The following is a 17806-nucleotide window of genomic DNA, read 5'->3' as shown; positions in this document are numbered from 1 at the left end:
GTCCTCTTAGCGGCGATTCAATATCGCCAGTGCTAGCGCGATCGAAATCATGATGAGTCCCGCTGGCTCTGGTACCGCACCTGAGCTTGCTGTTACCGAGGTGCTGCCGTAGTTATCTTGGAAAGCAACGAGGCCGCTGGCCGAGCCATCGTCGCGCTGGAACTTCAAGAAGTCGGCACCGTCGACATCGCCGTCGTTGTCGAAGTCGCCGGAGAGAGCCGCAAGTGTCGAAACGGAAAGTAACCCAGAGCCGGTGAAGAGGTTGCTCTCATGCGTGGCCCCCGAACCGATCGTTCCCCAAGTCCCAGTCGCTTGAGAGATGCCATCGATATAGAGCGAGTCGATGGTATCGATACCGTCAAAATCCAAGTCGAGGATGGCACCAGTCGCAAGATAAACGTCTGCACTGTCTTCCAAATATGCGTTCGTGATGCTCAGCGTACCTGCCTCAATGGTCGTGTCACCCTCGTAAGAGTTGTCGGCAGTGAGGACGACCGTACTGGTACCACTCTTGGTAAGGCTACGTGGTTCGAAGTAGTTGCTAACTTCCCCGTTGATCGTTAGCGTCGTATCACCGTCGCCGGTAATCGTCAGGTCGTGGTAGATGATGACGTCGAGATCAATCACGTAGCTATAGTTTGAGCTGCCACTGTTGGTTGCCTCCACAGCGATCTGTGGACCGACACCCTGAAGATTATTGGTGAACAGCACGGCGTTCCCTTGAATCGTGGCAGACTGATCCTGTGTGCCGTTAAACGCTCCGCTAAGTACGACTTTGTTCAGCATGTACTCCAAGCCTGTTTCTCGAACCATGTCATTGTTTGAAATGTAGCTGAACGTGTTCGTCGTTGGGAATTCGAGCACGGCCCCAGCGAACGCATCGGAGTTGAACATGGTTTCAACATTGTTGGTACCGCCTTCAAACCACGCTCCGTTGTCCGACCAATCCGTTGTCGAAGAGCCGCCGGAGCCACCACCGACCGTCGTGAGCTCAATCACATCGACACGCGGTTCTACAGCAGGTCCCGTTGGGTTCACCAATTCAAAGCCGAAGTAGAGGGTCTTGCCAACATCTGCTGCAGTAGCTGTGTAAAAGGCGGTCTCTGAGAAACTCTTCCAAAAGTCGTTTGGCTGAGGGTTGTCGATCAAGATATTGCCCAATTCAGTAATGTCACCAGTGACGGTATTGCCGTTCACGGCCTCAGATGATGTGAACAGGAATCCGCGAAATTGCTCGTCCCCGTTGTAGTCGCTGCCTCCGCCAAAGCGGCTCAGATCGAGACTGAGATCAAAAGTTTGGCCGGCAGTCGTCACGGTGTAACCGGTGTCATTGATGTTGACGGCGCCACCCCGATTGTAGGCAACTCTCGAGCCGGGCTGGGAGCTTCCACCGCTTCCTGTTTCCGTTGTAAAGTTGTTTCCCGTTTCGCTCCCATCTAAACGGTACCAGTTGGGAGTGGCCGACCAGTTCTGGTCGCCGCTGGCTGGTTCACTAGATTCGAAGTCGCCATTACCTATTGCGCCTTGGATGATGGTAGCCGTGCCTCCTGGTGCGGGAGCACTGGGTCTGAAGGTGAAGTGATCGAACGTATTGATTGTCGCTTCCTCAGTGTTGCCCAGAATGGCATAGCGTTGCTTGTCGAAAACGGCTTCATGAGCCGTTAGATCTCGCGTTAACTCAGCAGCCATCGATTGATTCGCACCTCTTACGTTCGTGGTTTGACTTGGGTCTGTCGCGATGTTGAACAGTTGGTGGCCGTTCGTCGAGCTGCCTCCTGAGTTGACGAGCCGCCAATCTCCCTTGACCACGGTGAATTGCTTGCGATGCCGGTTGACGAGAACTTCGTGAGGGTTGGCTGTGTTTGTGCCGTTAATGTGGGGCAATAAGTTGACACCATCTATGCCGGTGTCTCCTGAGCCTAACGTCCCACCCGCCGCTGCAAACGCTGTGGGAAGAATATCAACCCCGTGAACGGCTTTGTCATAGGTCGTGCCGTGAACGGATGCATTCACGCCTGCGCCGGCAACAATCATAGGTACACGGATGCCCCCTTCGTACGGCGTGCCCTTGCCGGCCCTGAGGATTCCGTTGTCCGCTCCGTTGGGAGATGATGATCCTGCCTCGGCACCGCCGTTGTCGTTCACGAATACAATAAGCGTGTTGTCAGTGATGCTGTCCGAGGTGTTGCCATCGTTGTTAGGATCTTCGAGTCGGTCGAGCATGCGACCAATCTCGGCATCCATCGTCAGCATGTTCGATGCATACTGTTTACGCAGGCCGGACAGTCCCGCTAGTCTTGGGTCGTTGAAATCGGGTCCGTTCACGAGTGGTGTGTGCGGCGCGGTAAACGATTGGTAAAGGAAAAACGGATTTGCGCCGTTGGCGTGATTCGCGATGAAGTCCACACCGTACTGACCAAACGTATTGGTGATGAATTCGCCGCTATGAGCTCCTTCCACGACAGTATCAGTAACAGGTCCACTGGTCGGCACAATGGCTTCTCGTAATAATTGCGTCTGCGGCAAGTTCGTGTTGCCGACGTTGTATTGCCTCGAACCGTGCCAGATGCCGTAGAACTCGTCAACACCTTGCGTTTGGGGGCGGTTTCCTTGCGGGCCATCGATGCTGCCAAGATGCCATTTCCCAACGGCGCCGGTTGCATAACCTTGCGACTTCATACGATCCCAGACCGTCGTTGCACTAGCTGGCAAGCCGAAGTCATTGTTGCCGACAACCTCATTGCCAATGCGATTTTGATAGCCACCAGTTACGAGCGCTGCTCGTGTCGGTTGGCAGGACTGCGCGACATAAGCGCGGGAGAATTTCACCCCACGATTAGCCAGTGCATCGAGATTGGGAGTCGGGACGGGCGTAGGGGTCGGATTGCTCCCGTCCACACCGTCCATAAAACCCCAGTCGGAGTAGCCTGCATCGTCGGCAACGATAACGATGACATTCGGCGACTGGGCTTGAACTTGGGCGTTGAGAACTGCCACTGCCGCAAGCGAAAGAACGCTCACGAATTTTCGGTAAAACATGCTCATATCTGTTCCGTTGCAAATTGCCATGTTGAGAAACTCAGCCGTTGGAAAGCTGTAAGTCAGGAGTTGAGCGAACAACTCCACTAGTCCACTCAGCGCTTCCTTTGCTTCTGTTTAACTCGAGCAGCCTGCTCGGGAACTTCGAAGTCAAACTCGGTCTTGTCACCAGAGACTTCGATATCAGTCTTATAGATTGGGAATAGCCTCGCGGACATCGGCTTCTTGGACACAGCGCCCTCAATCATTACCTTCACTGGGCCTGTCATTGCGCCCTTGCCGGTACCGTAGGTGCTAAATTCTCCGTCTTCAATTTTTGCGTATCCGGTCGGTCCGCTACCACCTTTGGATTGGTCGGGGCGAAACGAGATCGACCCAGCTGGCACGGGAGCGCCCTTAAATGTCACCATGCCGCTCAAATCGTGTCGATCGAGCCCATCGCCTCCGCAACCGAGTGTGGAGAGCAATACGGCCAATACAGCTGCCAGAGATATCTTTCGCATCACGTTAGTTTCCTCCTGTCACTTGACCATCTGCCATGCGGCCGTAGGACCAGTATGCTAAATCATCGATGTCCTCTGAAATAAACCTGGCTGATCCGTCGGCGAGACAAAAATGCGCTCCCCCTGGATGGTGGCTACTAAACTGAGTCGCGCGCTCGCCGGGGCTATACCACGGCTGCGAGGCGCTTCCCGTTACTGGTTCGTTACCAGTGACTACCGTGAAATTAATGGGACGGGAGGCTGCTGAACCAGTATGCGTGACAGCAAACCCGCTCGAAACGTCCCAAGATGAGGACCACCCCGTGTACTGTTCAGGATTGCCACCACCGTGCGAGCCCATTTGAAAGTGCATCCGGTTTTCACCGATGAGTATCGTGTTCGACGCACCATCCTGAATGTTCCGGAACTCGGTCTTTGAGTTGTAGCCAGAAATACCATTGTTAAAGACTAGGTACTCCGGCGTCCCCGTAAAGCTCTTACATGCATAGGCAAATTCAGGATCGGGATTGGCCAAAGTCCAATCGCCCCCCCCGGTACAAGCATTATAACAAGAGTAGAGTGTGCCCGGAGTGGCGATCATATCGCTTGGACATTGCCAGACACCCAGAGGAGTCTTCATGAACGGTAGATTGTAAGCTTGATTTCCAGAACATTCGCTGTAGAGATAGGGAATGGGGAGATCAAGGTCGAACTGGTCGAAGAGAGTTTGCTGCTCGATGTACGGCAATATCGAAACTGTCCACGGAGCGCTGTTGGTGCAGCGGTTCCCAAAGCCAGAAAAGGTACCTGCCGTTAAGTCGCACTCAAGGTCCCTGTCATTGTGATTGCCCTCGGGGAAGTTCCCGAGTGCGCTCTCATAATTGAGCATTGCCAAACCAATTTGCTTGATCTGGCTAATACACTGTGCCCGTCGCGCCGCTTCTCTGGCAGCTTGAACGGCAGGTAGTAATAGCCCAACCAGAACGCCGATAATTGCGATCACTACAAGAAGCTCGACCAGTGTAAAAGCACTGCGACCATCAGAATAGGGACCACCGAGGCCCGTGCGAGAGTTACCGGTCGGTGATTTTCGTTCGGAAGAAAAACGGCCTTCCAAAAATCCAACGCTACCTATGAGTACAGGCATCTTAGAACTTCCTTCGGATATGAGATTAGTGAAAAGTTTCGCTAGAACGTCAGAACGCCGCTGAAGCGAGTGAGCAAGGCTCAGGTCATGTCGGTGTTGGAAAGATCTCCTTGGGAACTGCGATGTGCCGCGCTCGCTTGGCGATCGTAAGCACGAAGCGCATCACACATACTGTTTCGAATGTGTTTCTCCATCCAGAGCCTCGCGGAGGATGCGTCTCGCTGCTTGATGGCTAGCAACACTCGACCGTGGGCCCTCAGCGTTATCGCGATATGGTGCAAGTCTCTGTCGTAGGTATGCAGTCCGTAAATGAGAGTCTGGATCCGACCGTTCTGTACGATGTTGGAGGCCAGTCGATTGTCTGATGTCAGGAGAAGCACTTTATGCATCGCCCTGTCAGAGGCTAAAAACCTCTCAAGTATCTCCCCATTCATGTAGGACTCGCCCGAATCGCGGAAAGCTCGACCTGCATTTCTCATCACCGTGAAGTGCCGTAGTAGTTCACGAACTTCGGGGGCTCTGATCAATTCAGTCGCTTTCTCGACTGCCATGCCTTCCAGTGCTAGGCGAACTTCAAACATCTCAACGATGCTTTGTCGATCCGGCTTCGTCACAAATGTTCCGCTCGAGGGAACTTGGTAAAGAAGCCCTTCGATGATCATTTTGCGAATCGCTTCGCGGACAGGAGTTCGGCTAATGCCCAACTCGTCGGCGACCGTCTTTTCTGAAATGCGATCGTTTAACCCCCACTTTCCGGCAACGAGCTGCTCCTTGATGTGTACGTAGGCTTCGTGCCGCAAGAACGAAGCGTTGCCTTCATTCGCCATAATAGAGCTCCCGATTATTCTGTTCTCTTGCTCGAGGAAGGCGGGCCTGACAGTGGTGCCCCACCTAAAAACCGATTAGTTATAAGCTTCTTGTGGAACGCAGGGTTGAGACTGCCGCGCACAGGATCAGGCTCCTAAAACGACCTGAGCCTAACTTCCCTGAACTCCGCCCTCATTAACCGGTATACCGCCTCACTCGTCTCTTGTCAACAATTTCCGTCAATAATTAGTCGCTAGTTGATTGAAGTTCAAATGCATGGGGTAAGACAGTTACCTCTCCCGTCGTAGAATGTACGCTCGAGAAGAAGGGGCCTCTCAGCGTGATGTGCTGTGATTCCCCAGGAAACACTAGCACTGGCATTGCCAAACTGGTATACTGCATTGTCTATTCAGGGTACTGGTTTTGAGAGGGCGTTTACGTCCCATCAGCGGGACGTGATCGAGGGTGTATTCTCGATCACCAACCATTCAAATACGGAAATAAATGCTGCTGTCTAGCTGATTTGCGTTGGGTATTACACTGCCAGCTTGGAACTTATCTACCTCTATCCACATTTCTTTTAAGCTACTTGGGCTGTGATACAGAGCATCAAAACATATCGTCTGCAGCATGAACTGGAGGAGTCGTTCGGCTTTTCTCAATGGCACTACCGTACCCGAAGTGCATTGCTGGTCGAAATTGTTGACGATTCAGGCCTCAGTGGCTGGGGAGAGTGCTATGGCCCGGCTGAGGTAACGCAATCGGCAATTGCCTCTTTCTACGCTCCCCTATTAATAGGGTGGAACCCGTTGAGCAATGAAGCTGCCTGGCAGCACTGTTGGCGCGGGTCGCTCGATTTCGCTCGTAAGGGAATCATGATGGGCGCGATGTCTGGCTTGGACATGGCATTCTTCGACCTCAAAGGCAAATTGCTCAATGTGTCAGCTTCCGAACTCATGGGGGGACGCATTCGCGATCAAGTGCAATGTTACGCCACGGGAATGTACTTCAAGGAACAGCCTGAATCCCAGCTGTTGGATACGATCCTGGCAGAGGCGGCTGGATACGTCGAGCAAGGTTATCAGGCACTGAAAATCAAAGTCGGCAAGAACATTGCCTTTGACAAAGCGCAGATCGTGAAGATGCGTCGCACGTTCCCGGACGTACAGCTGATGGCAGATTCGAATCATGCCTACGACTTGCGGGAAGCGATTGAAATTGGTGGCGTTTTGGATGAGCACAGCTTTGCCTGGTTCGAGGAGCCACTTTCTCCCGAGCATACGAGCCTTTTCCGACAGTTGGCTGACAAAGTCAATGTCCCGATCGCGACCGGCGAATGCGAACAAACACGTTGGGGTTTCCAAGACCTCCTCGCCCAAGGAGGCGTTCAGATTGTTCAACCTGATATGGCTTACTGTGGTGGACCGACCGAAGCCCTCAAGATTCGCGCCATTGCGTCATCCCACGGGATTAATGTGGTCCCGCACTGCTGGGGAACGCAGCTTAATTTAGCGTGTGCCACGCATTTTCTCGCTAGCACTTACGTCGAACCGGGCCGCGCGGAGGTTGCTGAACCCTTGTTAGAAGTCGACCGTACTGCCAATCCGATGCGTGATGAAATGTATGCGGTCGGGCTAGAAGTTACTGAAGGTGTGATGAAAGTGCCGAGCGCTGCCGGCCTCGGCGTCGAGCCAGACCGAGCAGCGATGGAACGCTTCTGCGTTGAAACAACGGAGGAAAACAGTGCCAAGTAATATTTACCCCATGCTTATTAATGGGCAGTCTGGACTGACCGATGCGACAGTCGATGTCGTCGACCCTTCGACCGGATGGTCGATAGGCCAAGTGCCTGAGGCGAACAGCGAAACGATCGAGCAATCACTCGAGGCTGCTCAGCAGGGATTTCGCGTTTGGTCAGCAACACCACCCGTCCAACGTAAGGAATTGATCCTTCGCTATGCCGATCTGTTGGAAGAAAACAGTGAACGGATCGTAGTACTGTTACGTGCTGAAACCGGCAAGCCGCAGGACAACGCAGAATACGATTTCGGCATGCTGACAACCTGCCTTCGCTTTTTTGTCGAAGAGTTTGAGCGGCTCGATCAGGCAGTGTTGCACGATCCCGACGGCAGGTTCCTGCATTACACGCTACGCCAGCCTCTTGGCGTGGCGGTAGGGATGCTGGCGTGGAACTTTCCGTTACTTAACGTCGGCTATAAGATCGGCCCGGCTCTTGCCGCAGGGTGCAGTGTCATTATCAAGCCCTCTAGCCTGACTCCCCTCGCATCGCTCGAAGCGGCTCACCTAGCCAAAGAGGCCGGCATCCCCGATGGGGTGATTAACATGATCACCAGCAGCGACCACAAGGTTACCAAAGCATTACTCCAAAGCGATATTCCAGCAATGGTCACCATGATCGGCTCAACCCGAGGTGGGCTGGAGGTCATGAATGCATCCTGCACGAGCGTCAAGCATTTTTCCGTAGAACTTGGTGGTAACGCACCGGTAGTGGTCTATCCCGACGCGGACATTCGCGACGCTGCCAACAAAGTGGTCGATCTGAAGTTTGCGAACTGCGGGCAGGTTTGCGTCTCGCCGAATCGTTGCTTCGTCCACGAGTCCGTATACGACGAGTTCGTTGAGTACGCCAAAACGCGTGCTGAATCGGTTGAGATGGGGCCATTAATCTCTGACGATGCAAGGCAGTATGTCCTTGGCCTCGTGGAATCGGCCGTCGCTGAAGGGGCTGAACTCGTTTCTGGAGGCAAGCCCGTTGAAGGCGACGGCTATTTTATGGAGCCAACGATTCTCAAGAACGTGGCTACCGGAATGAAGGTGGCGCACGACGAGATATTTGGCCCCGTTTTGCCCATCATCAAGTACACCGATGCTGATAATGAAATTGCCCTGGCCAACGACACGGAGTATGGCTTGGCAGCTTATGTCTTCACCTCAAATCTGGCGACCGGTTTGAGAGCGGCTCGCGACATCGAGGCTGGCAGCGTCTGCATTAACGAGCCTCACTATTCCGTGCAACTTCCCCATGGCGGCTTGAAGCAAAGTGGCGTTGGTAAAGATTGCTCGCGCTATAGCCTAGAAGAGTACCTCACGCTCAAACGTGTTTCAGTACTCATCGACCATTAGAAAGAATGCAACCATGCCGCTTGATGATCACCCGGAGACTACTTGAATGATTACCTGCTTCCCAACAGAAATTCTTGAGCGATTGAGGACAGCTCAAGTCGTCGCTGGTTTCTCCGTCGAAAAAGTTGAGTTCGCTGTTCCTGTAGCGGAAGCTCTGCTAGCCGGAGGCATTGATGTCATTGAACTAACGCTACGTACGGATGCCGGTATTGAAGCGGTAAAAGCGATCTCTGCTGAAGTGCCAGAGATGTTAGTTGGTGTCGGCACAATCCTCACACCCGAACAGGCCGCCGAAGCAAAAGCAGCCGGAGCGGATTTTGGTGTCTCCCCGGGGTTAAACCCTCGAGTCGTCAACGAAGCGAACGCTATCGGGCTACCTTTTGCGCCAGGTATATCAACCCCCACCGAACTTGAGGCAGCGATTGAGTTGGGCTGTCGCTTCGTCAAATTCTTCCCCGCCGAAGCGGCTGGTGGAATCCAATACTTGAAGAGCATGGGTGCCCCGTACAAGCACTTGGGGATTGAATACTTCCCGTTGGGAGGCCTCAATGCCGAGAATATGGTGCAGTACTTAAGCGAACCTAACGTGGCTGCGATTGGGGGCTCTTGGATTGTCCAGGAAAGTCTCGTCGCTGAAAACAACTGGGCAGCCATTGCTTCAAGGGCTGCCGAAGTGCGGAGCCTGCTAGAGGGATCGTCGTCAGTTCAACGAGAAGTCCTTGCTAATCCCGCTTAAGAGCAACTCTGATTCAGATCACGATGGAACATCATCGAGGAAAAGAATGAAACCTGTTGTTACCTTTGGGGAAATCATGGGGCGGTTAGCGCCTCCTGCTAATCTGCGCTTACGCCAAACGCGTGAATTCGATGTCACCTACGCAGGCGCTGAGGCCAGCGTAGCCGCGTCGATTTGCAACTTTGGCGGGGCAGCGCGTTATGTGACCGCATTGCCCAAGCATGCCCTCGCCGATGCCACTGTCGATTCCGTCCGTGCCGTTGGTGTTGATACGCAGTACATTGTGCGAACTGACGAAGGCCGACTGGGGCTCTATTTTCTTGAGACAGGTGCCAATCAACGTCCCAGCAAAGTTATTTACGATCGAGCTGATTCGGCAGTCTCTATTACCGCAGCGAATCGGTACGACTGGGATGCCATCTTAGCCGATGCTCAGTGGCTTCATTTAAGCGGCATCACTCCCGCGTTATCTCAGACCGCAGCCGAGGCCACCCTAGTAGCTGCCCAGCAAGCGAAAGAGGCAGGTGCTCAGGTTTCCATCGACTTGAATTTCCGGGGGAAGCTCTGGAAATGGAATCCGCCCAAAACACCGCGAGAATTGGCCCAGGCAACGATGCGAACCATTCTGCCTCACGTCGATATCGTCATTGCTAATGAGGAGGACTGCTCCGACGTGCTCGGCATTCGTGCTGGCGAATCAGACGTGCATAGCGGCTCGCTCGACACAGGGCGTTATCCCGATGTAGCACGGCAAGTTGTCCAGCAATTTCCTAATGTCAGTAAGGTTGCCATTACGCTACGCGAGAGTCATTCTGCCTCGCACAACGCTTGGGGAGCCATGCTCCTTGATGCGAGTGCGGATAAGCCGTTCTTTGCGCCACAGGATGAAGAAGGGAATTACCGTCCCTATGAAATTAAGAATATTGTGGACCGTGTGGGGGGCGGAGATTCGTTTGCTGCTGGCCTCATTTTCTCGCTCACAACTCCCGAATTGAGCGATCCCCAAACGGCTTTGGACTTCGCCGTGGCTGCCTCTTGTTTAAAACACTCCATCAAGGGCGACTTCAACTACTCAACGCGTAGCGAGGTGGAATCACTCATGGGCGGATCCGCTTCGGGAAGGGTAGTGCGATAGATGAACCGATTCGTCCTCTCAATGATGCTGGTCGCATTCGCCTCACAAAGCGAAGCGGCTGAAGTATCCGACGCGAAGCAACCTAATATTGTCCTCTTGTTCGCCGACGATGCCGGCTATGGGGATTTTGGTTTCCACGGCAGCCACCATTTCAAGACACCCCACCTCGATCAACTCGCCAAACGCGGTGTCCGCCTCTCGAATTTTTATGTGAGTGGTGCTACCTGTGGACCGTCTCGTGCTGGGATGCTCACAGGGCAGTACCAACAACGTTTCGGCTACGAAGAAATCAACGTGCCTGGGATCATGAGCGAAAGCAGCAAGCTGCTCGGCGACGAGATGGGTCTGCCGACCGATCTGAAAACAATGGGCGACCACCTGCAAGCACATGGGTATCACACCGGCATTTTCGGCAAGTGGCACATGGGCGTGGCCGACCGTTATCATCCCCTCAAGCGAGGCTTCGACGAGTTCTATGGCTTTCGCGGTGGAGCTAGGAGCTTCTTCGCTTACGCCAATCCCAAATCGACAGCTCGCGAGAATCTCATCGAGCGAAACTTTGGCAACTATCAAGAGCATGACGGGTATCTCACCCAAGTCCTTGCGGATGAAACCTGTGATTTCATTGAGCGCAACCAGAAGAAACCGTTCTTTGCCTACGTCTCGTTCAGCGCAGTCCATGCGCCTATGGAAGCAGACCCTCAAGACAAGGATCAGTTCTTCGAGCTGGAAGGGACACGTCGCACGGCAGCTCAAATGATGCTCTCGATGGATCGCGCTTGTGGGCAGATCATCGAGAAGCTCAAGGACCTCGGACTGGAGCAGGACACCATCGTTGTTTTCACCAACGACAATGGTGGTCCGATGGATCGAAACGGATCGAGCAACTATCCCTTCAGTGGAGTGAAAGGGACGCAACTCGAAGGAGGCATTCGCGTACCAGGCATTGTTGCTTGGCCAGGAAAGCTGCCCACGGGAACAGTCTACGAGAGACCATTAACAACGCTCGACTTACTCCCAACTTTCGTGAAAGCCGGTGGTGGCGATCCGACTTTGATTGAGCGACTCGACGGCGTGGATATGATGCCCTTCTTGCAAGGGAAGAACAAGGAGCGTCCCCACCAAACTTTGCATTGGAAAATGGAAACCCGCGCCGCCATCCGTGATGGCGACTGGAAGCTGCTGCGTTTTCCGGATCGCCCCGCACAACTCTACAACCTCGCCGAGGACCCCGCCGAGCAGAACAATTTGGCTGGTAAGCATCCAGAGAAAGTGAAGACGCTTTTCCAGAAGCAATTTGACTGGGAGCTCGAACTAGCGCGGCCGCTGTTCATGCTACGACGACAAGAAGAAGGCTGGTCCGCTCGTCGAACGGACGAGTTCCGTGCCCCACCTGCCGCTGACTACTAGGTAAAAACCATGAAACTCTTTGTTGCAATATCCATGTTTTTGATGACGACACCGGCCTGGGCTGCCCGTCCAAATATCATCGTTATTATGTGTGACGACCTCGGCTATTCCGACGTTGGATTCAATGGGGCAACGGACATTGTCACCCCCAACTTAGACAGCTTGGCGAAACAGGGAACCGTATTTAGCTCAGCCTATGCTGCGCATCCATTCTGCGGTCCAAGTCGCATGGGACTCATGACAGGGCGTTATCCTCATGAATTCGGCGCACCTTTCAATCTCCCCGAGAGTGGCAAAGGCAATGAAGAGTACTATCGGCAAGGTGTCGATGTGGGAGAAACGCTCATTAGCACGGTCCTACAAGAAGCCGGCTACTTTACGGGAGCCATCGGAAAGTGGCACATGGGCACCGAGCCCGAATATCACCCCAATAGCCGTGGCTTTGATGACTACTACGGTTTCCTCGGCGGTGGACATAAGTATTTCCCAAAGCAATACAAGCCAATCTATGAACGGCAACTCAAGGCAGGTGTGCAGTCTGTTTGGGACTACTTGACGCCCTTAGAGCACAACGGAAAAGAAGTCGACGAGACCGAATACATCACTGATGCACTCTCCCGAGAGGCAGTCCGTTTTGTTGATGAGGCTTCGCAGAAGGAACAACCTTTCTTCCTCTATCTTTCCTACAATGCACCGCATACTCCCCTGGAAGCAAAACAAGAGGACATGGAGGTATTTCCTAATATCCAAGATGAGAAACGGAAGACCTATGCCGCGATGGTGTACGCGGTCGATCGTGGCGTTGGGGAACTTATTGAGGCTCTCAAGTCGACGAAGCAGCTGAATGATACGTTGCTCGTCTTCCTAAGCGATAACGGGGGGCAACTACATAGCGGAGCAACGAACCGGCCACTTAAGGGTAGCAAGGGAGACACCTACGAGGGAGGCTTTCGTGTTCCCCTGTTCTTTCATTGGCCGGGCAGAGTTGCCACAGGGAAACGCTATGATCACCCGGTGACCACGCTGGACTTTTACCCAACTTTTGCGAATCTTGCGAACGCTTCGATCCCCGAAGGGAAGGACTTGGATGGTACGGACATCTGGGAAGACTTCCAGGCGGGTCGTAGCGCGCGTCCAGGAAAAAGCATCTTGGCGCTGCGTCATCGCAATGGCTTCAGCGACGTTGCCGTGCGACGCGATCAATGGAAAGCATGTCGAGCTTACAACCAGAAATGGAAGCTCCACAACCTTGATGAAGACATCAGCGAACAGCACGACCTGAGTAACAAGCAACCGGGGTTGATGAAGTCGCTTGTCGCCGAAGCTGAAGCATGGAGCAAGAGTCACACCCCGCCACGCTGGTTTCATGCTCTTGAGGCGCGTGACGAATGGGTAAAAACCGATATGCCTAACTTTGAAGAGACATTCACCATCGACTAGTTTTCCTCACCCTCGCGCGAGAGTACCGATCAATATGAGAATTAGTAATAAGAGAGGGCTTCGTCTGCTCACAGTTCTAGGGCTGCTGACAGCCACCCTTCCCGTTCTGAAAGCGGACGACTTGCCGTTGTCCGATCAAGAGAACCAGGGAAACTGGACGCTGAACCCGGAAGTCAGCGACGAGTTTGACGCTGCGGAAATCGACGACGACAAATGGTTCATCCAAGGAACCGACGGGGACTACTACATTTGGAAAGGGCGTCCGCCCTCGCAGTACGCTGCTCATAATGTGTACGTTGAAGATGGCCACTTAAAAATCCGCTCTCAATGGGAGCCGAAGTTCTCGTTCTACAAAGGCGCATATGCTGATGGAGATCGCAACGATAGCTATGGCATGTGGGAGGGCAAGCCCATGCCAATTACAACAGGTGGCATCATTAGTAAGCAGCGATTCCTGAACGGTTACATGGAAGTGCGCACCAAGGCAGGTAATTCCAACATGATCTGCGCTTTTTGGGCACTTGGCTATGAATCCGAGGTCGATATCTACGAGCAAATCGGACCGGCGAAGATTAAGGGCGACATTCAGCCAGACACCTGGAAGGCTTCAGTCCATAACTGGTCACCTCCTGCTAAGCGTCCGACACGTCGTTTTGGACTCAAGACCAAATTGCCGTTCCGTGTGGCGGATGAGTTTCACGTTTACGGTTGCGAATGGGGAGAGGACTATCTGAAGCTGTTCCTTGACGGCAAACTATACTATGAGACAACCCAAGAGAAAGAGGGTGAGAACTGGGTGCTAACTAACCCACTCGAACTCTACTTCGACAGTGAGATTTTCGTTTGGCTTGGTTTGCCGAATAAGGAGGAACTTCCTTCCTATTATGAAATCGATTACGTACGGGTTTGGCAGAAACCGCAAGACAATCTGCTCGCCCGTCAATTTTTCGGCTTTGAAGGTCCGATTCTCTACGATGATCATCCCATTCCGCTGACACTTGTCCCCGAGAGCAGTGAGGTGAATGAGTATCAAAAGTTCTGGCAGATTGGTGAGCATGGGCTGCCCCACTTCTCGTATTCCAAGGAGCAAGCCGCTAAAGGAATCAAGAGTCTGAAGTTCACTCCCAAGGGAGTGCTCGGCAATGTAGCCATCGTGTCTCCGGCTGGGGCTGTCGACATTCAGGCAGGAGAGTATCAGCTTTCGTTACAGGTCTTCGTCACTGAAGACTGTGATGTGGAAGCACTGAATGTTAGCCTCGCTGATCCTGAGATACTTTTCGAGACTTTCGATCTCACAAAAGTTGAAAAAGGTACCTGGATCACCCTGAAAGAGGACTTCAAGCGAGACTCCTCTTCAGGAGAAGGCGACCGCCTGCGTTTACGGTTTCTAAAGGCACAAATCCCAGAGGGCACCGGCGCACTCTACATCGACAACATCGCAATAGGGAACAAATGATGAACTCACTACCTATCTTCACAGCCGCTTGTCTGATTGCCACGGGGTCTACAATTGCTGCGGCCCAGCCTGCTGTTTACCCGGTAGCCGACCCTAAAAACCAAGGTGAGTGGCACCTTAATGATGCCGTCAGTGACGAGTTCGAAGGGACAACACTAGACGAAAAAAAGTGGCACATTCAGGGCACCAATGGAGAATACCGTTCGAACTTCATCGGGAGAGCCCCTTCTCAATTCTCGACGAAGAATGTTCGGATCGAAGCCGGCAAGCTCAAACTTCAAGCGAAGTGGGAACCGGACTTTGATTTCTCCAAGAAGATCGACAAGTCGGATAAGAAAGCACCCGAGGGGCGACCCTACGAGAACATCACGACTGCGGCCGTCATTAGCAAGCAGCAGTTTCTCTATGGCTACATGGAAATTAAGTGCAAAGCGGCTGATGCCTCGGTGACAAGTTCCTTCTGGATGACGGGCAACGGCGTCGAACTTGACGTCTTCGAGTTTCTCGCCCGTCCAGCACAAACCCATAAGAAACAACTGCCTAGGGAATTATGGTCTTCTATCCATGATTGGTCGCCGGAAGGAAAAGGGAAAACCACCTGGACTGACCGCCTTCAGCTCGATTGGAAAGTAGCTGACGATTTTCATGTTTATGGAATCGAGTGGGATGAGAACTACCTCAAGTTTCACGCCGACGGCAAGTTGGTGAGGAGCGTAACGCGGCAAGAAGTCGGCGAAGAGGGCTGGGTCATCACCAAGCCGCTCTGGGTGTGGGTCGATTCTGAAACCTTTCCCTGGCACGGCATTCCAGAGAAGAACGACTTGCCGGTCGACTTTGAAATCGAATACATCCGCATCTGGCAGAAGAGTCTCACCAGTAATATACCGCTCAGTTTCGAAGGACCGTTTGCTTTGGAGGAGAAGTCGCAAGATTGGTGGATGACGGAGCCATCCAGAAAACATTTGGCAATCGTCGATGAGAAAGCCGCCAGCGGCAGCAAATCCTTGAAATTTTCTGACTCGGGCCCCTTAGAAGAAAAAGTCACCGCTTTTGCGCCCTACGGTTCCTCCGATCTCGAGCCGGGCAGATATGAGTTCTCGATGAAGGCTTGGCTTGAGCCGGAATGCGACGTCAAGAGAGTTCGCATCGTACTGGAAGAACCCTGGTTGGAACTTAAGCCACTTGACCTTTCAGGTGTTGAAAAAGGCAAGTGGGTAACCATATCCCAGACGTTCCGGCGCAGCGACCCTTCGAGCGCGAAGGATCGCATACGCGTCGTCGTTCAGCCTGAGGATGTCTCGGGCAGCGGTCAAGCATTGTACATTGACGACTTGTCCATCGAGAAAACGGAATGAACGACCATACCGCAAATGCTTTCCGTTATGCGACGATCGTCGCCATGGGCGGTTTTCTGTTTGGGTTGGATGCCGCATTGATTTCCGGCGGTGTCGATCTTATCAAGGCCGAGTTCCAACTGACTTCCGAGCAGTTAGGAACCGCGGTAGCCGCTCCCGCGTTGGGAGTCTTACTTGCATTGCCGTTCGCCGGCTATGTCTGCAACCGGTTTGGTCGCAAGAAGGCGATCCTGACTATCGCGGTCCTCTATTTGATTTCAGCCATTGCATCCGCCTTTGCTCCCAACTATTGGACGCTAACTGCGGCCCGTTTCTTGGGTGGCGTAGGATGGAGCTCCATCTCGCTGGCGTCCATGTATATCGGCGAGATTGCTCCACCGAAGTGGCGGGGCAAGCTGGTTTCAATGACTCAGATCAATATCGTTGTGGGCCTGTTTGGTGCTTACTTCATTACCTATCTCATTCACTACTTGGCGGGTGCTGGGATCGAGTGGGTGCAGGCCCTAGGAGTTACCCCCGAAAACAGTTGGCGTTGGATGCTGGGAGCCGAAATCCCTATTTGTTTGCTTTGGATGGGGCTACTGCTGTTCATTCCCGAAAGCCCCTACTGGTTTGTTTACCGCAATCGTCCTGACGAAGCAAAACAACGGCTCAGCAAACTGATGCCTGCAGAGGAAATTGAGGCTCACGTGAGCGAAATTCGCGAGAGTCTGCAGGAAGATTCTCAGGATCGCTCTTCTCTTTCGGAACTGAGGATCATCTTCAGCAAACCGATGCGTTTGATTTTCATCATCGCAATAACGATTGCCATTGCCCAACAATCTTCAGGGATTAACGCGGTTCTCTTTTATGCTCAAACCATTTTTAAACAGTTAGGCATCGGGACGGACGCCGCTTTTGTGCAGGCAATTTGGGTGGGCTTGACGAGCGTCGTTTTCACGATTCTCGGATTGCTACTCGTCGATAAACTGGGGCGACGTCCGCTAATTATCTGGGGCATGGTTTGGATCATCGCCAGCCTGGGACTCTGCTCGTACGCGTTCCATGAAGCTCGGTACACGCTCACCGAGGAGGCGATTGCCGAGTTTGCGAAGGGCGTGAAAGAGGCTGAGAGCAAGTCTGCCGAGGAAGGAGAAGTAACCGAAGCATTTGATATTGGTCGTTTAGATTCGCTGGCTGGTGTTGAAAAAGAAAGCGATATCGCTTTCCGGGAAGCGCTCGATGAATCAATCGACAAAGAAGATACTTCCAAGTATTTTAATCCGCTGCTAGAAGCGGCTATCAAGATTGATGCGAAGCTTGTGCTACTAGGGATACTCAGCTTTATTGCTGCGTTCCATTTCTCGGTAGGCCCGGTCATGTGGGTTTTGTTTTCCGAGATCTTCCCCGCATCGGTCCGGGGCATGGCAATCCCGTTCTTTGCCATTGTCACGAGCCTGACCAGTTGGCTAGTTCAGAAATTTTTCCCCTGGCAAATGGAGAACATGGGAATGAGTTTCACGTTTCTTTTCTATGCCGGGACGGTAGCTATCGGTTTGGTGATTTTGTTCTTCACCTTGAAGGAGACGAAGAACATGAGCATTGAAGAAATACAAGCAGCCCTAACTCCCGACGCCTAGTATCAGAAGCAACAGAATAGGCTGGCATAGCACAAG

At 53.0% G+C, this 17806-nt stretch carries 13 protein-coding genes; 9 read left to right on the top strand and 4 right to left on the bottom strand.

The annotated features are described in order from the left end of the window. Positions 1 to 6 precede the first annotated feature (6 nt). The 4 genes from HG15A2_RS08515 to HG15A2_RS08500 all read right to left on the bottom strand — a co-directional run bounded on the left by HG15A2_RS08515 (position 7) and on the right by HG15A2_RS08500 (position 5495). Positions 7 to 3039 carry a sulfatase-like hydrolase/transferase gene (locus HG15A2_RS08515; protein ID WP_218932419.1) on the bottom strand — a complete coding sequence of 1011 codons (3033 nt, stop codon included), beginning with the start codon at positions 3037 to 3039 and terminating at the stop codon, positions 7 to 9. 95 nt (positions 3040 to 3134) lie between these two features. Then, a complete protein-coding gene (locus HG15A2_RS08510; protein WP_145059677.1) occupies positions 3135 to 3542 on the bottom strand; it encodes a hypothetical protein in 408 nt (135 codons plus the stop codon). 4 nt (positions 3543 to 3546) lie between these two features. Continuing rightward, positions 3547 to 4668: a DUF1559 family PulG-like putative transporter gene (locus HG15A2_RS08505; RefSeq protein ID WP_145059676.1), complete on the bottom strand. Its 1122-nt coding sequence runs from the start codon at positions 4666 to 4668 to the stop codon at positions 3547 to 3549. 80 nt (positions 4669 to 4748) lie between these two features. Then, positions 4749 to 5495 (bottom strand): GntR family transcriptional regulator, encoded by a 747-nt coding sequence (locus HG15A2_RS08500; RefSeq protein WP_145059675.1) that lies wholly within the window; start codon positions 5493 to 5495, stop codon positions 4749 to 4751. Positions 5496 to 6071: 576 nt separating this feature from the next. On the opposite strand from HG15A2_RS08500, the gene HG15A2_RS08495 reads away from it, so the two are divergent. The 9 genes from HG15A2_RS08495 to HG15A2_RS08455 are packed head-to-tail and all read left to right on the top strand — an operon-like array spanning position 6072 to position 17770. Next, complete coding sequence (locus HG15A2_RS08495) at positions 6072 to 7229, top strand: mandelate racemase/muconate lactonizing enzyme family protein (protein ID WP_145059673.1); 1158 nt, start codon at positions 6072 to 6074, stop codon at positions 7227 to 7229. Beyond that, on the top strand, positions 7219 to 8619 hold the full coding sequence (locus HG15A2_RS08490) for an aldehyde dehydrogenase family protein (protein ID WP_218932418.1): 1401 nt from the start codon (positions 7219 to 7221) through the stop codon (positions 8617 to 8619). Before HG15A2_RS08495 ends, HG15A2_RS08490 begins: the two co-directional genes overlap by 11 nt. A 46-nt stretch (positions 8620 to 8665) precedes the next feature. Beyond that, on the top strand, positions 8666 to 9355 hold the full coding sequence (locus tag HG15A2_RS08485; protein WP_145059672.1) for a bifunctional 4-hydroxy-2-oxoglutarate aldolase/2-dehydro-3-deoxy-phosphogluconate aldolase: 690 nt from the start codon (positions 8666 to 8668) through the stop codon (positions 9353 to 9355). Between the two features lie 46 nt (positions 9356 to 9401). Then, on the top strand, positions 9402 to 10490 hold the full coding sequence (locus tag HG15A2_RS08480; protein WP_145059671.1) for a sugar kinase: 1089 nt from the start codon (positions 9402 to 9404) through the stop codon (positions 10488 to 10490). Next, positions 10491 to 11900: a sulfatase-like hydrolase/transferase gene (locus HG15A2_RS08475; protein ID WP_246117913.1), complete on the top strand. Its 1410-nt coding sequence runs from the start codon at positions 10491 to 10493 to the stop codon at positions 11898 to 11900. Positions 11901 to 11909: 9 nt separating this feature from the next. Next, positions 11910 to 13340: a sulfatase-like hydrolase/transferase gene (locus HG15A2_RS08470; protein WP_145059669.1), complete on the top strand. Its 1431-nt coding sequence runs from the start codon at positions 11910 to 11912 to the stop codon at positions 13338 to 13340. Between the two features lie 34 nt (positions 13341 to 13374). Then, positions 13375 to 14796 carry a family 16 glycosylhydrolase gene (locus HG15A2_RS08465; RefSeq protein ID WP_145059668.1) on the top strand — a complete coding sequence of 474 codons (1422 nt, stop codon included), beginning with the start codon at positions 13375 to 13377 and terminating at the stop codon, positions 14794 to 14796. Then, on the top strand, positions 14793 to 16151 hold the full coding sequence (locus HG15A2_RS08460) for a family 16 glycosylhydrolase (RefSeq protein WP_145059666.1): 1359 nt from the start codon (positions 14793 to 14795) through the stop codon (positions 16149 to 16151). The genes HG15A2_RS08465 and HG15A2_RS08460 overlap by 4 nt, the downstream gene beginning before the upstream one ends. Beyond that, the gene (locus HG15A2_RS08455; protein ID WP_145059665.1) at positions 16148 to 17770 is read left to right on the top strand and encodes an MFS transporter; all 1623 of its coding nucleotides are present in this window, start codon (positions 16148 to 16150) and stop codon (positions 17768 to 17770) included. The genes HG15A2_RS08460 and HG15A2_RS08455 overlap by 4 nt, the downstream gene beginning before the upstream one ends. The last annotated feature ends 36 nt before the right edge of the window (positions 17771 to 17806 follow it).

Origin of the sequence: Adhaeretor mobilis (assembly GCF_007741515.1) — a bacterium.
Taxonomy (GTDB): domain Bacteria; phylum Planctomycetota; class Planctomycetia; order Pirellulales; family Lacipirellulaceae; genus Adhaeretor; species Adhaeretor mobilis.
This window is presented reverse-complemented; position numbering and strand designations above follow the sequence as displayed.

Excerpts from the sequence above, each read along its gene's own strand:
- HG15A2_RS08505 (WP_145059676.1), bottom strand. The coding sequence starts at position 4,668 with ATGCCTGTACTCATAGGTAGCGTTGGATTTTTGGAAGGCCGTTTTTCT.
- HG15A2_RS08485 (WP_145059672.1), top strand. The coding sequence starts at position 8,666 with ATGATTACCTGCTTCCCAACAGAAATTCTTGAGCGATTGAGGACAGCT.
- HG15A2_RS08515 (WP_218932419.1), bottom strand. The coding sequence starts at position 3,039 with ATGTTTTACCGAAAATTCGTGAGCGTTCTTTCGCTTGCGGCAGTGGCA.
- HG15A2_RS08460 (WP_145059666.1), top strand. The coding sequence starts at position 14,793 with ATGATGAACTCACTACCTATCTTCACAGCCGCTTGTCTGATTGCCACG.
- HG15A2_RS08500 (WP_145059675.1), bottom strand. The coding sequence starts at position 5,495 with ATGGCGAATGAAGGCAACGCTTCGTTCTTGCGGCACGAAGCCTACGTA.
- HG15A2_RS08510 (WP_145059677.1), bottom strand. The coding sequence starts at position 3,542 with ATGCGAAAGATATCTCTGGCAGCTGTATTGGCCGTATTGCTCTCCACA.
- HG15A2_RS08455 (WP_145059665.1), top strand. The coding sequence starts at position 16,148 with ATGAACGACCATACCGCAAATGCTTTCCGTTATGCGACGATCGTCGCC.
- HG15A2_RS08480 (WP_145059671.1), top strand. The coding sequence starts at position 9,402 with ATGAAACCTGTTGTTACCTTTGGGGAAATCATGGGGCGGTTAGCGCCT.
- HG15A2_RS08465 (WP_145059668.1), top strand. The coding sequence starts at position 13,375 with ATGAGAATTAGTAATAAGAGAGGGCTTCGTCTGCTCACAGTTCTAGGG.
- HG15A2_RS08470 (WP_145059669.1), top strand. The coding sequence starts at position 11,910 with ATGAAACTCTTTGTTGCAATATCCATGTTTTTGATGACGACACCGGCC.
- HG15A2_RS08475 (WP_246117913.1), top strand. The coding sequence starts at position 10,491 with ATGAACCGATTCGTCCTCTCAATGATGCTGGTCGCATTCGCCTCACAA.